Annotated in this window: 18 protein-coding genes; 10 read left to right on the top strand and 8 right to left on the bottom strand. The window is 67.4% G+C overall.

Annotated features, from left to right (window positions below; all coding sequences use genetic code 11):
• Positions 1-5 precede the first annotated feature (5 nt).
• From ACQCSZ_RS04950 to ACQCSZ_RS04925, 6 genes are all read left to right on the top strand, one after another.
• Positions 6-335 carry a hypothetical protein gene (locus ACQCSZ_RS04950; protein ID WP_427006966.1) on the top strand — a complete coding sequence of 110 codons (330 nt, stop codon included), beginning with the start codon at positions 6-8 and terminating at the stop codon, positions 333-335.
• Positions 336-496: 161 nt separating this feature from the next.
• Entirely contained in the window at positions 497-667 is a 171-nt protein-coding gene (locus ACQCSZ_RS04945) for a hypothetical protein (RefSeq protein ID WP_427006965.1), read from the top strand.
• Positions 668-729: 62 nt separating this feature from the next.
• On the top strand, positions 730-2,862 hold the full coding sequence (locus ACQCSZ_RS04940) for a copper-translocating P-type ATPase (RefSeq protein ID WP_427006964.1): 2,133 nt from the start codon (positions 730-732) through the stop codon (positions 2,860-2,862).
• A gap of 93 nt (positions 2,863-2,955) precedes the next feature.
• A complete protein-coding gene (locus tag ACQCSZ_RS04935) occupies positions 2,956-3,456 on the top strand; it encodes a hypothetical protein (RefSeq protein WP_427006963.1) in 501 nt (166 codons plus the stop codon).
• A 146-nt stretch (positions 3,457-3,602) separates the two neighbouring features.
• Positions 3,603-4,247 carry a DUF305 domain-containing protein gene (locus ACQCSZ_RS04930; RefSeq protein WP_427006962.1) on the top strand — a complete coding sequence of 215 codons (645 nt, stop codon included), beginning with the start codon at positions 3,603-3,605 and terminating at the stop codon, positions 4,245-4,247.
• A 125-nt stretch (positions 4,248-4,372) separates the two neighbouring features.
• Complete coding sequence (locus tag ACQCSZ_RS04925; RefSeq protein ID WP_427008255.1) at positions 4,373-5,209, top strand: F510_1955 family glycosylhydrolase; 837 nt, start codon at positions 4,373-4,375, stop codon at positions 5,207-5,209.
• A gap of 271 nt (positions 5,210-5,480) precedes the next feature.
• Here ACQCSZ_RS04925 and ACQCSZ_RS04920 read toward each other — a convergent pair whose 3' ends face one another.
• The 8 genes from ACQCSZ_RS04920 to ACQCSZ_RS04885 form a co-directional block, all read right to left on the bottom strand.
• Positions 5,481-5,957: a universal stress protein gene (locus ACQCSZ_RS04920; RefSeq protein WP_427006961.1), complete on the bottom strand. Its 477-nt coding sequence runs from the start codon at positions 5,955-5,957 to the stop codon at positions 5,481-5,483.
• Entirely contained in the window at positions 5,947-6,123 is a 177-nt protein-coding gene (locus ACQCSZ_RS04915; protein WP_427006960.1) for a hypothetical protein, read from the bottom strand. The genes ACQCSZ_RS04920 and ACQCSZ_RS04915 overlap by 11 nt, the downstream gene beginning before the upstream one ends.
• A gap of 3 nt (positions 6,124-6,126) precedes the next feature.
• Complete coding sequence (locus tag ACQCSZ_RS04910) at positions 6,127-6,561, bottom strand: low molecular weight phosphatase family protein (RefSeq protein WP_427006959.1); 435 nt, start codon at positions 6,559-6,561, stop codon at positions 6,127-6,129.
• On the bottom strand, positions 6,558-7,232 hold the full coding sequence (locus tag ACQCSZ_RS04905; RefSeq protein WP_427006958.1) for an arsenate reductase ArsC: 675 nt from the start codon (positions 7,230-7,232) through the stop codon (positions 6,558-6,560). Before ACQCSZ_RS04905 ends, ACQCSZ_RS04910 begins: the two co-directional genes overlap by 4 nt.
• Positions 7,233-7,274: 42 nt before the next feature.
• Positions 7,275-8,651: an NAD(P)-binding domain-containing protein gene (locus ACQCSZ_RS04900; RefSeq protein WP_427006957.1), complete on the bottom strand. Its 1,377-nt coding sequence runs from the start codon at positions 8,649-8,651 to the stop codon at positions 7,275-7,277.
• Between the two features lie 185 nt (positions 8,652-8,836).
• Positions 8,837-9,826, bottom strand: a complete 990-nt coding sequence (trxB, locus tag ACQCSZ_RS04895; RefSeq protein WP_427006956.1) for a thioredoxin-disulfide reductase — start codon at positions 9,824-9,826, stop codon at positions 8,837-8,839.
• A 27-nt stretch (positions 9,827-9,853) separates the two neighbouring features.
• The gene (locus ACQCSZ_RS04890) at positions 9,854-10,276 is read right to left on the bottom strand and encodes an arsenate reductase ArsC (protein ID WP_427006955.1); all 423 of its coding nucleotides are present in this window, start codon (positions 10,274-10,276) and stop codon (positions 9,854-9,856) included.
• Positions 10,277-10,525: 249 nt separating this feature from the next.
• Positions 10,526-11,200: a helix-turn-helix domain-containing protein gene (locus ACQCSZ_RS04885; RefSeq protein ID WP_427006954.1), complete on the bottom strand. Its 675-nt coding sequence runs from the start codon at positions 11,198-11,200 to the stop codon at positions 10,526-10,528.
• A 45-nt stretch (positions 11,201-11,245) separates the two neighbouring features.
• Here ACQCSZ_RS04885 and ACQCSZ_RS04880 point away from each other — a divergent pair, with 45 nt between their 5' ends.
• From ACQCSZ_RS04880 to ACQCSZ_RS04865, 4 genes are all read left to right on the top strand, one after another.
• Positions 11,246-11,986, top strand: coding sequence for an aquaporin (locus ACQCSZ_RS04880; RefSeq protein WP_427006953.1), 741 nt, complete (start codon positions 11,246-11,248; stop codon positions 11,984-11,986).
• Positions 11,987-12,116: 130 nt separating this feature from the next.
• Positions 12,117-12,467: an ArsR/SmtB family transcription factor gene (locus tag ACQCSZ_RS04875; RefSeq protein WP_427006952.1), complete on the top strand. Its 351-nt coding sequence runs from the start codon at positions 12,117-12,119 to the stop codon at positions 12,465-12,467.
• Between the two features lie 35 nt (positions 12,468-12,502).
• Positions 12,503-12,988 (top strand): N-acetyltransferase family protein, encoded by a 486-nt coding sequence (locus ACQCSZ_RS04870; RefSeq protein WP_427006951.1) that lies wholly within the window; start codon positions 12,503-12,505, stop codon positions 12,986-12,988.
• A 347-nt stretch (positions 12,989-13,335) separates the two neighbouring features.
• On the top strand, positions 13,336-13,494 hold the full coding sequence (locus ACQCSZ_RS04865) for a hypothetical protein (protein ID WP_427006950.1): 159 nt from the start codon (positions 13,336-13,338) through the stop codon (positions 13,492-13,494).
• Positions 13,495-13,542: the final 48 nt, after the last annotated feature.

The raw sequence follows: 13,542 nt of genomic DNA, 5'->3' as shown, positions 1-13,542 counted from the left end.
GGACCATGACGACCGATGGCATTCCGGCCCGGATCCCGGGCCACGGCAGCTTTGCTGTCACCGGGGCCGCCGCCATGATCGAGGTGTTCGGCGGCCTGCTGCACTGTTACCAGGGAAAAGGCGGCTGCCGCAGGCAAGGCCTCTATTTCTCACGGACCGAGCCCAGGAAACCCCTTCGCTGTCTGCTCGCCAACCCTGGCTCCGCCGGAACCGGCTTCCGTGAAACGGAAACACGTGACGCATGGAACCCCCGCAGCGGAGACGACATCATTGTCTGCGTCGGCCACGAACTGGCTCCCAGACTGGACGGTGCGGTCCTGGACTTCGATATCTGAACGAATCTGCACCCATGCCTGCTTGACAGTGATACCCCCTGGGGGTATCTTTTGAGGTGTTGTCAGTGAAGTGGTATGTCCAGGCCGGTGCAGCGCACCGCCGTCACAGCCGTTCAACCCCAGCGCCCATCACCTTCTTCTACAAGAAAATGGAAACTGACATGTGTGGATCTGAATCCCGGAAAGAATTACCGCTGCCCTCCTCCGCGTCCGGCTGCAGCTGCTGCTCGCCGCAGGTCCCGGACGAATCCCTGACCACCGCCGGATCCGCCGCCGATACTGCGGTCCATGACGCTGTCACCTCCGCCGGGTACAGCCTGATCCCCAGCTAGTCCGGTCCCGCCGGCCCGCAGATGAGTCCAGCGGCGGGCAGCAGCATCCTCAAGGAGAAACCATGGAAGAGCACACCAGGCACGACAACCACCGCGGGCACGCCCCCGTGTCCGAAGCTGACCACGCGGGCCACGCCAACCACGGCCAGGCCATGCCAACCGGGCACGCGCACACCGCCCTCGATGATGAACACGCGGTCCATCAGCACGGCCAGCACGCCGGGCACAGCACCGCAATGTTCAAGAACAAGTTCTGGCTCAGCCTGCTGCTCTCGGTCCCGGTGGTGTATTTCAGCCCCATGTTCGGCCACCTGCTGGGCTACCACATCCCGTCATTCCCGGGAGCGGCCTGGATCCCGCCGGTCCTGGGAACGGTGATCTTCTTCTACGGCGGCCAGCCTTTCCTCAAGGGCGGGCTGAATGAACTGAAATCCCGGCAGCCGGGCATGATGCTGCTGATCTCCCTGGCCATCACGGTCGCGTTCGGCGCGTCCTGGATCACGACCTTGGGTATCGGCGGGTTCAACCTGGACTTCTGGTGGGAACTGGCCCTGCTCGTCGTCATCATGCTGCTGGGCCATTGGATCGAGATGCGGGCCCTGGGCTCGGCCCGCGGCGCCCTGGACGCCCTGGCCGAACTGCTGCCGGACGAGGCCGAACGCGTCACCGGAGACGGCACGGAAATAGTCAGCCTCGCCGACCTGGCCGTGGACGACATCGTGCTGGTCCGCTCCGGGGCCCGCCTGCCGGCCGACGGCGAGATCACCGACGGGCAGGCCGAGCTTGACGAGTCGATGATCACCGGTGAATCCAAAACCGTCGCCCGCGGCCCAGGCGACAAGGTTGTCGCCGGAACCGTCGCCACCGACAGCGCGCTGCGGGTCAGGGTTGCCGCCGTCGGCCCGGACACCGCCCTGGCCGGCATCCAGCGGCTGGTCGCCGAGGCCCAGGCCTCCTCCTCCAAGGCACAGGCCCTCGCCGACAAGGCGGCAGCCCTCCTGTTCTACTTCGCCCTGGCCGCCGGCATCATCACCTTCGTCGCCTGGGTGCTGCTGGGCCACCCGGACGAGGCCGTGATCCGCACCGTCACCGTGCTCGTCATCGCCTGCCCCCATGCCCTGGGACTGGCGATTCCGCTGGTGATCGCCATCTCCACCGAACAGGCAGCCCGCGCCGGGGTCCTCATCAAGAACCGCATCGCCCTGGAGCGCATGCGCACCATCGACGTCGTGCTGTTCGACAAGACCGGCACCCTCACCAAGGGCCAGCCCGCCCTGACCGGCGTCGCCTCCGCCGGCGAGCTGACCGACGACGAGCTGCTCGCCCTGGCCGCCGCCGTGGAGGCGGACAGCGAACATCCCTCCGCCCGCGCCATCGTCACCGCGGCCCGGGAGCGCGGCCTGGGCATTCCCGCCGCCGCCGGCTTCGCGTCGCTGACCGGCCGGGGCGTCACGGCCGACGTCGGAGGGTCCGCCGTCGCCGTCGGCGGCCCGAACCTGATCGCCGCCGAAGGCCTGCAGATCCCGGCCGGACTGCAGGAGAAAACGCGGGCCTGGATCGACCGAGGCGCATCCGTGCTCCATGTGGTGCGCGAAGGCAGCGTCATCGGCGCCGTCAGTGTCGAAGACGAGATCCGCCCCGAATCCCGGCAGGCCGTCACCGCCCTGCAGAACCGCGGCATCAAGGTCGCCATGATCACCGGAGACGCGCAGCAGGTCGCCGACGCCGTCGCGGCGGAACTGGACATCGACGAGGTCTTCGCCCAGGTCCTGCCGCAGGACAAGGACAAGAAGGTCGGCGAGCTACAGGCCCGCGGCCTGAAGACCGCCATGGTCGGCGACGGCGTCAACGACTCCCCCGCCCTGGCCCGCGCGGACGTCGGCATCGCCATCGGCGCCGGCACCGACGTGGCCATGGAATCAGCCGGCGTCGTGCTGGCCGGCAACGATCCGCGCGCCGTGCTCTCCATGGTCGATCTGTCCCGTGCCAGCTACCGCAAAATGATCCAGAACCTACTCTGGGCGACCGGCTACAACATCATCGCCGTGCCGCTGGCCGCCGGCGTGCTGGCCTTCGCCGGCGTCGCGATCTCCCCGGCGGCAGCAGCGGTCCTGATGTCCGTCTCCACCATAGTGGTGGCCCTGAACGCCCAGCTGCTGCGCCGGGTGAAACTCAACCCGGAGCAGGTTCGTTGACCCTGAAGCCGCTGCGCGCAGCACCCGGCCGCGCCACGGCACCGACTGCCGCTAGCCTTGAAGCACCCCGACCCGCACCGAAGGAGGAACGTCATGACCGCGTCACACCGGAATTTCACGGCGGCGTTCCTTCGCCGTGCGGGTCTGCTGGTTGGCCTGCTGGCTGTCATGGCCGGGATCTTCGGCATGCACGTGATGACCGGAACCCACTCCATGCATTCCCCGGCCGCCGTCCCGGCCACCACCCCCGAAATCCACGCGGGCTCCGCGGCAACTGACGGCCACGCCGTCCATCAGGCGTCCGGCACCTCCGGGGCCCATCCCGCAGCCGAGCTTAGGGTCGCGGCCGATATTAACGACACGGCCGGGACAACGGCGCAGATGTGCTCCTGCCCCGACAGCGGCACCGGCATGCACGCCATGAGCGCGTCCTGCACCCCGTCGGTCAAAACCGGCTCATTGTCCGCCCCGCTGCCGGGCACCACCGTCTTCGGCATCATCTCCCACGCCAGGGCGGCCGGCACGGTCCCCCGACACTATTGCCATCTTCCCGACGGTCCTTCACCGGGTGAGCTGTCCATCAGCAGGACGTAAAACAGGACACCGCCGGAACGCTACGTTCCGGCGCGCACGTCCCGTCCTGATGCACCCCTGACCAACCGTCAGCCGCATTGCTGATGCACACCAGCTCCCCGCGGCGCCCTGCGCCACAACCGATTCTTTGAAGGACCTGATTTTCCATGAACAAGAAATTTCTAACCCTTTCCGCCACCGCCATCGCCGCGGCACTCGCCCTCGCCGGATGCACAACCGGCTCCTCCGGATCCTCTGCCACCTCCAGCAGCTCCGCCACCACCGGCAACTCCATGCCGGGCACGGACCACGGCCCGGGGATGATGTCCAGCAGTGCACCGGCCGCCACGGGCCACAACGCGGACGTCATGTTCGTCCGGATGATGATCCCGCACCATGCCCAGGCTGTGGAGATGAGCGACATCATGCTCAAGAAACAGGACATTCCTGCCGAGGTGACGGCCCTGGCCACCAAAATCAAGGCCGCCCAGGGCCCGGAGATCGAGAAGATGAACGGCTGGCTCACCAGCTGGAACGAACCCACGATGATGCCCTCGGGCCAGGCCATGGGCGGCGGCATGGAGGGCATGATGGGCGAGGAGGACCTGAAGAAGCTCGACGCCGCCCAGGGCACCGAAGCGGCGAAGCTCTTCCTGACCCAGATGATCGCCCACCATGAGGGCGCCGTGAAGATGGCCAGGACCGAAAGCACGGACGGAACGAACCCTGACGCGGTCCAGCTCAGCAAGGACATCGTCGCCTCCCAGGAAGCGGAAATCCAGGAAATGAAGGACCTGCTGGCCACCCTCTGACCGGCGTCCTCCGGCACCGGCCCCTTCCGGGCCGGTGCCGGCCCCTGCTTCCCCTGCCCCGCCCTGATCCCTGGAGTTCCCCATTGCCGTTCGCGCCCAAAACCCTGTCCCGCGCCGCAGCCACGATGGCCGCCACACTCGTTCTGGCCCTTGCCGCCTGCACCCCGGTCCCTGACCGGGCCGCCGACGCGTCCGCCACCCCGCAGGCCGGCACCGGCCTGCCCAGCACGCACATCCACGGGCTGAGCGTCAGGCGCGACACCAGCCAGGTGCTCCTGGCCACCCACCACGGGCTGTTCGACGTCACGGAAAAACCCGCCAGCAAAATCGGCGGCACGAATGACCTGATGGGCTTCACCGGCGCCAAAGACCACGGCGTCTTCTACGCCTCCGGCCACCCCGGAGTAGGCTCGGAGATGCCCAACCCGCTCGGCCTGATCCGATCCACCGACGGCGGCAAAACCTGGGAACAGCTCTCCCGGCAAGGCGAATCAGACTTCCACGCCCTCACCACCACCAAATCCGGCATCGTCGCCTTCGACGGCGAACTGCGCACCACCCCGGACGGCAAGACCTGGAAAACAGTGGCTGCCGCCTTCGCCCCGGCGGCCCTGGCCGGGCACCCCGACAGTGACACCGTTCTGGCCACCACCCCCGAAGGGATCCAACGCTCCGCCGACGGCGGCAACACCTGGGCGCCGGTGACATCCGGTCCGGTCATCCAGTTCGCTGCCTTCGCCAGCCCCGGGGAGGCCGCAGGGGTCGAACCCGACGGGACGGTCCGCTACTCCGCCGACGCCGGCGCGACCTGGACCCGGAAGGGCCGGATCAACGGGGAAGTCCAGGCGATAGCCGCCGTAGAGGGGACCGACGGAAACCCGTGGATCTGGGCCGCCACCGCCGACGGGATCGTCGTCTCCACCGACGCCGGGACCACGTTCCGGCCCTCCGACGCCTCCTGAACCATGGACATCGGAGAATTCTTCGCCTCCTGCATCCTGCCCTGATACTGGACGAACATCCCAGTGCCGCGGAATCGCCTCACACCAGCAACCATTTGTCCGATTCCTCCAATGCCCCAGAGCCTGTCCACAACCTTGGAACGGCAACACTTGTCCAGGGAACGGCCAGAGCCACGTGTTGCGCTTGTGGATATAGTTTTTGGGAGGTCGCGAAAGCTCGTGCAGGCTAAACTTTTTGGGCCGTGGAAATCGGTCGCCCCCGCACGCCTCGTTATCCCTTGCCAGGGACAATGAGGACCGGCCACTTCTTAAGGCGGATCAGGGACGCGGATACGGATCCTTCGAGGAGCCTGTCCGCCCATGCCAGGGATCCTGGCCAGCCGGCGCCGACAACGAGCAAGGATGCATCTGTGTTCTCTGCCAGGCGGCTGAGGGCCTTGGAGACGTCGCCGTTCAGCACGCGGAAGGACCACGCCTCCCCGGGCTCTCCGAGAACGGATTCCAGATTCCGTTGCAGTTGCCTGGATGGAAAGTCGGCCTCTTCATTGACCATCGGGTCCAGTGAAAGCGCTGTCCGTCGGCCCTCCGGCTCCCATTCCGTCAGGTAACTGGCTGGATCCACGAAGGCGCAGACAAGATGTTGTCCCAGGGCTGATGCGAGACCAGCAGCGGTGCGGATCAGATGCTCTGAGCACTTCCACCCGACTCCGAGCACGATTGGTCCGTCCGGCCATCCTTCATCCGGCATGGTGGCCTCTGGCGAGGCGCGCGGCGGCGATGAGTGTGGCGGTCCCGGTGGCGGCCGCCATGGCATAGGCGGTCCTGTCCGTGGTCTGGGTGATACACAGCGCGGCCAGTCCGCCGCGCGGTGCGCCCTCCGCGACCAGTGTCCGCGACAGCGCCGGTGCGGGCATGGGCTAGTTCCCGGTGAGCTCCGCGTAGAGCTTCCGGACCCGGGCCCGAATGTCGTCCCGTACCAGGCGCATGCGTTCCATGCCTTCGATGCCGCGTTCTGAGGGCTCGTCCGTTTCCCAGACTTCAAAACGGGTGCCTTCGTGGGGTTCAAGCTTCGCCTCGTTGCCCAGGACGATGACGGCGTCCACGGCGTCCAAAACCTCCTCGGTGACCGGCTTGGGGTGCTCGCCAGTGATTTCGATGCCGAGTTCGGTCAGAGACTCCACGGCCTGGGGATTCAGGGACTTACCCGGTTTGGTCCCGGCGGAGTAGACCGTCACGGCGCCGCCGGCCAGCTGCTTCATCAGGCCGGCGGCGAGCTGGGATTTGCCGCCGTTCTTGCTGCAGACGAAGAGGACGGCCGGGATCTTCGGTTCGTTGGTTGATTCCTGGGTCATGGGAGCGTTGTTTCCTGTGTGAGCAGTGAGGCGGTGAGGGTTTTGACCCGGTCGTGGATCCGGTCCCGGATGTCACGGACCGTTTCGAGGGGCTGATCGGCGGGGTCCGGCAGGTCCCAGTCCTCGTAGCGTTTGCCCGGATAGATCGGACAGGAATCGCCGCAGCCCATCGTGATCACCACGTCCGAGGCGCGCACGACATCATCCGTGAGCGGCTTGGGGTAGTCCTTGGTGAGGTCCAGACCCATCTCGGCCATCGCCGTCACGACGGCGGGATCCAGCTCGGCCGCGGGCAGGGAGCCGGCGGACCGGACCTTGATCCTGCCCTTGGCCTCGACGGTGAGCAGCGCGGCGGCCATCTGGGACCGGCCGGCGTTCTGCACACAGACAAACAAGACCTCGGGGACCTCGGAGGCGACGGCTCCCTTGGATTTGGCCAGGGCGTTCAGCCGGTCGTTCGCGAAGTGCTCGGTGGTGGCGGGCAGGTAGGCGCTGATCTTCGCGGTCCGCGCCAGGGCCGTGTACGACTCGAAGACGTAGCGTTCGACGGTTTCGGCGGCAAAGATGCCCGCGAACTTGTCGGCCAGACGGTTGCTGATGCGCTGCAGCAGCTCGGTGCTGTCCTGCAGCCCCCGGCTGGTTTCATACCGGTTTTCGTGGGGTTCAGTCATCTCAGCACTCCAAGGACGTGATTCATCGAAGGGAAGTCCGGATCAGTTGTTTCCGCCGGAACGGCCGTGGGACAGTCCGGTGGGGAAGCCGACGAGCACCGGCTCCGTTGTCGCGCAGCACGAGGACTCTGTTGCGACGGCGGCGGCTGCCGGGACGTCGCAGCTCGTGCCGGCGCCGGCGGAGCAGACCCCGGTCTCGGGGAGCTCGAGCTGGACCGTGTCGGCGGCTTCGCGGTCCCCGGCCAGCGCTGCCGCGACGGAGCGGACCTGTTCGTAGCCGGTGGCCAGCAGGAACGTCGGTGCCCGGCCGTAGGACTTCATGCCCACGATGTAGAAGTCCTGGTCCGGGTGGGCCAGAAGCCTGGCGCCGTGCGGGGCGACGGTGCCGCAGGAGTGGAATTCGGGGTCGATGAGCGGGCCCAGCTCCCGGGGCGCTTCGACGGCGGGGTCCAGGTCGAGCCGGATTTCACGCAGGATGTCCAGGTCCGGGCGGAAGCCGGTGCAGGGCACCACGACGTCGGCCTCCAGCGTCCGTCCGTCAACGGCTCCGACGGTCACGTGCGAGGCGAGGGATTTCAGCGAGCTGATGCCGAAGCCGGTGTGCAGTTCAATGGTTCCTGCCTCGACGAGGCGGCGCAGGCGGGCACCGAGCTGGCCGCGGGCGGGCAGCCCGTCGGCGTCGCCGCCGCCGTAGGCCTTCTCGGCGGACGCGCCGCGGACGGCCCACAGGATCCGGGTGCCCGGGGCGTCCCTGGCCAGGTCTGCGAGGTTGATCAGGGTGTTCGCGGCCGAGTGGCCGGCGCCGACCACGAGGACCCGCCGCCCGGCAAAGGATGCACGGTCCCGGCCTGTCACGTCCGGAAGGGGCGGGGAAATCCGGTCCGCGGCGGCCTCCTCGCCAATGGCCGACAGCCCGGAAGTGCCCAGCGGGTTGCGGATAGACCAGGTTCCGGAGGCGTCAATGACCCCGGCCACGGTGTGGTCGCGGGTTTCTCCGTCCTCGTGCTCGACCCGGACGACGAACTGGGTGGTGTCGCGGTCCCGGGTGTGGGTCTTGTCCATGCCGGCACGGGTCACGGCGATGACCCTGGCACCGGTCTGCAACCGGGAGGCGATCTCGGGCAGTGCTGCCAGCGGGGCCAGGTACTGGTCGATGAGGTCCCCGCCGTAGGGCAGGGCCGTGGGCCGGGGTGATTCCCAGCCCGTTGCTTCGAGCAGGCGGACGGCGGCGGCGTCGAGGTTGAACCGCCACGGAGAGAACAGCCGGATGTGGCGCCACTGCCCGATCGCGGCGCCCGCGGACGCGCCCGCTTCGAAGATCAGCGGCTCCAGGCCGCGTTCGAGCAGGTGGGCCGCGGCGGCCAGGCCCACGGGGCCGGCGCCGATGACGGCAACGGGAAGGTTCTTCGCTGAATCCAAGGTGTCCTCTGTTTCATCCGTAGGTGTGGCGGTTGTCTCGGGAGGGGCCTGCCGGTCCCTTGCGGGGCCGGCAGGCTGCGGGGCGGTCAGCAGCAGCCCTGCTCATCATCCGGGCAGTCGTCGCAGCAACCCGAGTCGCCGCAGCATCCTGTCGTCATTCGGCTCACCCCCTCTCCGTTCTCAGGTCAGGCGTGGGTGGGTTCCTCGACCAGGGCGGTGGCGATGCTGTCGGCGTCGTCCAGCGCGGCGAGGTAGCGTTCGGCGTCCAGGGCGGCGGCGCAGCCGGTGCCGGCGGCGGTGATGGCCTGGCGGTAGCGGTGGTCCACCGCGTCGCCGCAGGCGAAGACGCCGGAGAGGTTGGTGACCGTGGTGGGCGCGTCGACCTTGATGTAGCCCTCGTCATCCAGCTCCACCTGCCCGGCCACGAGTTCGGTGCGCGGCACGTGCCCGATCGCGACGAAGATGCCGGTGGCGGCCTGCTCGCGGGTTTCACCGGTGACGGTGTCCTTCAGGGTCACGCCCGTGACCTTCCCGTCGCCATGGATCTTGGTGATGGCCGAGTTCCAGGCGAAACGGATCTTGGGGTTGTCCTTGGCGCGCTGGGCCATGATCCGGGAGGCGCGCAGCTCGCCCTTGCGGACCACGACGGTCACGGACTTCCCGAAGCGGGTCAGGAAGGTGGCTTCCTCCATGGCGGAGTCCCCGCCGCCGACGACGATGATGTCCTGCTCGCGGAAGAAGAACCCGTCGCAGGTGGCACACCAGGAGACCCCGTGGCCGCTGAACTTCTTCTCCTCGGGCAGGCCGAGCTCCTTGTAGGCCGAGCCGGTGGCCAGGATGACCGCGGGCGCCTCATAGGTTTTCCCGGCGCCGGTGACCACGCGCTTCAGGTGCCCGGCCAGCCGGACCTCCGTGACGTCGTCGAAGACCACCTGCGCGCCGAACTTCTCGGCCTGGGCCTGCAGCCCGTCCATGAGCTCCGGTCCCTGGATGCCGGCCGGGAAGCCGGGGAAGTTCTCCACCTCGGTGGTGTTCATCAGGGCACCTCCCGCGGTGACCGCCCCGGCGAGGACGAGGGGCTTAAGACCTGCCCGGGCGGCGTAGATCGCCGCGGTGTAGCCGGCAGGGCCGGACCCGATGATGATCAGCTGTTCAGAGTTCTCGGTGTCGCTCACGGGACGTCTCCTGGTGCTCGGTAGCGGTTACTTGGCGGCGGGGGTGAGGGACGCGATGAGTTCCTCGATGCGGCCCCTGATCTCGTCGCGGATGGGGCGGACGGCGTCCACGCCCTGGCCGGCGGGATCTGCCAGGACCCAGTCCTCGTAGCGCTTGCCGGGAAAGTAGGGGCATTCGTCGCCGCAGCCCATGGTGATCACGACGTCGGATTCCTTCACGGCCTCGGTGGTGAGGACCTTCGGGATTTCGGCGGACATGTCGATGCCGACCTCGGCCATGGCCGCGACGGCGGCCGGGTTGACCTTGTCGGCGGGCTGGGAGCCGGCGGAGCGGACCTCGATCCCGCCCTGGGCGAGGGTGGTGAGGAAAGCCGCGGCCATCTGGGAGCGGCCGGCGTTGTGGACGCAGACAAACAGGACGGAGGGCTTCCTGGTGGTTTCGGTGCTCACGGGGTTCTCCTGGGTTCAGTTGGGTAACGCGAATCTGGTTAAGGTCTTCGCCCGCCCCCTGCCTCGGTCATCAAAGATTGATGATGATCGATACAGTGAGTATCGGACTATAGATTGATGATTGTCAATATTCAGGTAATTCGGGCTTCATGACCCGTCCGGACTTCCGGCTGCCCGGATGAACCTGGCGGAACCCCTTGCCCGGGGAGGAAGGGCCTGGGCAGGTATCGTGTCGGGTCGTCGGTTGGGTCAGGCGGCGAGCACGCGTGGTGCGAGGTCATTGATGCGGGTGGCGATGTCTCTGAAGGCGTTCTCGAAGGCTTCCTCGGTACCCTGGCGCAACGGATCCGGCACTGACCAGTGGACGCCGCCCAGGCCGGCCAGCTCCTCATGGGCGTTGTCGCACACGGTCACCACGAAGTCCCCCTCCCCCGCCACCTGCTCCAGCCTGCGCGGAGGAAGGTCCCCGAGCTCCATGCCGTGACGGCGGGCGACGTCGATGGCGCCCCGGGCGATGCGCTCCGCGGGGTGTGTTCCCGCCGACGTTGACGGGATTTCGCTGACCTGCTGCCAGAGCGCGGCGGCCAGCTGGGACCGGGCACTGTTGCGCGTGCAGACGAACAATACGCGGCGGGCCCCGTGTTCAGCCCCCGGCACCAGGCCCTCCAGTGCCCCGGCAGCAAGCCGGATATAGCTGCGCCGCCTGTCGGCTTCGGAGCGGTGGCGGGTTGCCAGCCCGGCCCCTTCCAGCACGCGCAGATGGTGGGACAGCAGATTCGACGGCATCCCCAGCTCGACCTGCAGCTCGGTCGGGGAGAAGTCCCCCAGGGTCAGCAGATCGACAATCCGCAGCCGCGCAGGATCGGCAAGGGCCGCGTGCCTGGCGACCCGCACCTGAAACTCATCGCTTGTCTCAATATTCATTGGTTCAATTTTGACTGAGTTAATTCTTTCAGTCAAGCTGTTGCTATGACTTTAACCCAGCCGCCCCTGTGGCGCCGCGCCATAGCCGAACTCCTCGGCACCAGCCTGCTCGTGATGATCGTCGTCGGCTCCGGGATCGCCGCACAGCAGCTCTCCCCCAATGACGTTGGCCTGCAACTGCTCCAGAACAGCACCGCCACGGTGCTGGGCCTCTCGGTCCTGATTCTGGTGCTCGGACCCGTCAGCGGCGCGCACTTCAATCCCGCGGTATCCCTCGCCGACTGGATCCTGGGCCGGCGCAGCGGCTCCGGACTGACCCTGCCCGAGCTGGGCACCTATATGGTGGCCCAGACCGTGGGCGCGGTCAGCGGCAGCGTGGCCGCGAACGCCATGTTTGAGGTGGGAACCTCCATCTCCGCCAAGGAGCGCGCAACCACGGGGCATCTGCTCGGTGAAGTGATCGCGACCGCCGGGCTCATACTGCTGATCTTCGCCCTGGCCGCCACCAAGCGGGGCGTCCTCGCCGCACCGGCCGTGGGCGCTTACATCGGAGCCGCGTACTGGTTCACGTCCTCGACGTCGTTCGCGAACCCGGCCGTGACAGTCGGCCGCATCTTCAGTGACACCTTCGCCGGCATCGCACCGGCGTCCGTTCCCGGCTTCGTCCTGGCCCAGCTGATCGGCGCGGCAGCAGGCCTTGGCCTCCTCCTCATCCTATTTCCCGCCGCATCCCGCGCCGCGGACGACGTCGTTCTCCCGCACAATTCCGAAACGGCCCGCTCGTAGCCGTCGCCCGCACCGGCGGGCCAGCCGTGTGCGCCTCCGCATCAAAAGAACCTGCACCGGGGAGCCGCTCCGGCCGGGAGCCTTGCGGCTCACACATTGATGATGGTCAATATTCCGGCATAATGGGTACATGAACTCGCTGCCCATACTCGCACCGGCCACGGATGAAGCCTGCTGCGCCCCGGGAGGGCCGCCTGCTCTGGGCGCTGAAGAGGCGAAGCGGAAAGCCCTGGTCTTCAAGGCGCTGGCCGATCCGAACCGGCTGCGGCTGCTGTCCATGGTCAAGGCCGAAGCCTCCGGTGAATCCTGTGTGTGCGACCTGACTGGGCCGCTGGAGCTGGGCCAGCCCACCGTCTCCCACCACCTGAAAATTCTGGTCGAGGCCGGGCTGCTGCACCGAGAAAAGCGCGGCACCTGGGCCTATTACTCCCTGGTCCCGGGAGCCCTGGAACAGACGGCCGGACTCCTGGCGACCCTGTGACCGCGCCGGGACCGTCCGCGGTCACGATCCGTCCCATGCGCGACGATGACTGGCCGGCCGTCCAACGGATCTATAGTGAAGGAATCGCGACCGGCCACGCCACCTTCGAATCAGAGGCACCCGACTGGGAAGGGTTCCACACCTCGAGACTGCCCCGCCACCGGCTCGTCGCCGAAGCCGCAGAAGGCAGGATCCTTGGCTGGGCTGCCGTCTCCCCCGTCTCCGCCCGCCCTGTCTACTCCGGCGTGGTCGAACACTCCGTCTACATCGCAGCCGTTGCACGCGGGCTCGGCCTGGGCGGAGCGCTGCTGCGGGCTTTGGCAGACTCCACGGAGGCTGACGGGATCTGGACCATCCAGGCCAGCGTCTTCCCCGAAAACGAAGCCAGCCTCAAATTCCACCTCGCCAACGGCTACGTCGTCGTCGGGCGCAGGCACCGTATCGCCAGGATGACCCACGGTCCACTCACGGGGCAGTGGCGCGACACCGTCCTGATCGAACGCCGGTCCCCCGCCATCTGAACAGCTATGTGGCCGGCCCCGCCTCAAGTGACCGGCGAATACTGTCTTTTGCCCCTAATGCTGTCAAACGCGCGGGCCCCGCCCTGTCGCGGCCCATAATGAAGCCATGCGCAGCGAACCCCGGACCGCAGCCGGGTCCAGACCTGAAGAAGGGGACGGCACGACGTGGAACCAACCAAAGCGGAAATCGTGGCCGGATACAGCCACTCCCGCCACGCCCTCGACACGTGGCTGGAGAGCGCGACGGCCGCGGATCTTCGACGCAGGAGTAACGGAACCCGGTGGACCAACGAAGAACTGCTCTTTCACATGGTTTTCGGATACATGGTCGTCCGCTTACACTTCCGATGGTCCATGTCATCAGCATGCTCCCCACGCCCGTCGGCAAAGCCTTAGCCGCCGTGAAGGGGGGCCGCGGAAACCCGTGGATCTGGGCGGCCACGGCCGAAGGGATCGTGGTCTCCACCGACGGCGGCACCACGTTCCGGTCCTCCGACGCCTCCTGAACCACGGACATCGGAGAATTCTTCCGGAGCACATGTCTCCGACGTAGA

This window comes from Pseudarthrobacter sp. H2 (assembly GCF_050157045.1).
In the GTDB taxonomy this organism is placed as follows: domain Bacteria; phylum Actinomycetota; class Actinomycetes; order Actinomycetales; family Micrococcaceae; genus Arthrobacter.
Note: the sequence above shows the minus strand (reverse complement) of the source record. Positions and strands in the feature narration are given on the sequence as shown.

Excerpts from the sequence above, each read along its gene's own strand:
- ACQCSZ_RS04950 (WP_427006966.1), top strand. The coding sequence starts at position 6 with ATGACGACCGATGGCATTCCGGCCCGGATCCCGGGCCACGGCAGCTTT.
- ACQCSZ_RS04945 (WP_427006965.1), top strand. The coding sequence starts at position 497 with ATGTGTGGATCTGAATCCCGGAAAGAATTACCGCTGCCCTCCTCCGCG.
- ACQCSZ_RS04940 (WP_427006964.1), top strand. The coding sequence starts at position 730 with ATGGAAGAGCACACCAGGCACGACAACCACCGCGGGCACGCCCCCGTG.
- ACQCSZ_RS04935 (WP_427006963.1), top strand. The coding sequence starts at position 2,956 with ATGACCGCGTCACACCGGAATTTCACGGCGGCGTTCCTTCGCCGTGCG.
- ACQCSZ_RS04930 (WP_427006962.1), top strand. The coding sequence starts at position 3,603 with ATGAACAAGAAATTTCTAACCCTTTCCGCCACCGCCATCGCCGCGGCA.
- ACQCSZ_RS04925 (WP_427008255.1), top strand. The coding sequence starts at position 4,373 with ATGGCCGCCACACTCGTTCTGGCCCTTGCCGCCTGCACCCCGGTCCCT.
- ACQCSZ_RS04920 (WP_427006961.1), bottom strand. The coding sequence starts at position 5,957 with ATGCCGGATGAAGGATGGCCGGACGGACCAATCGTGCTCGGAGTCGGG.
- ACQCSZ_RS04915 (WP_427006960.1), bottom strand. The coding sequence starts at position 6,123 with ATGCCCGCACCGGCGCTGTCGCGGACACTGGTCGCGGAGGGCGCACCG.
- ACQCSZ_RS04910 (WP_427006959.1), bottom strand. The coding sequence starts at position 6,561 with ATGACCCAGGAATCAACCAACGAACCGAAGATCCCGGCCGTCCTCTTC.
- ACQCSZ_RS04905 (WP_427006958.1), bottom strand. The coding sequence starts at position 7,232 with ATGACTGAACCCCACGAAAACCGGTATGAAACCAGCCGGGGGCTGCAG.
- ACQCSZ_RS04885 (WP_427006954.1), bottom strand. The coding sequence starts at position 11,200 with ATGAATATTGAGACAAGCGATGAGTTTCAGGTGCGGGTCGCCAGGCAC.
- ACQCSZ_RS04880 (WP_427006953.1), top strand. The coding sequence starts at position 11,246 with ATGACTTTAACCCAGCCGCCCCTGTGGCGCCGCGCCATAGCCGAACTC.
- ACQCSZ_RS04875 (WP_427006952.1), top strand. The coding sequence starts at position 12,117 with ATGAACTCGCTGCCCATACTCGCACCGGCCACGGATGAAGCCTGCTGC.
- ACQCSZ_RS04870 (WP_427006951.1), top strand. The coding sequence starts at position 12,503 with ATGCGCGACGATGACTGGCCGGCCGTCCAACGGATCTATAGTGAAGGA.
- ACQCSZ_RS04865 (WP_427006950.1), top strand. The coding sequence starts at position 13,336 with ATGGTCCATGTCATCAGCATGCTCCCCACGCCCGTCGGCAAAGCCTTA.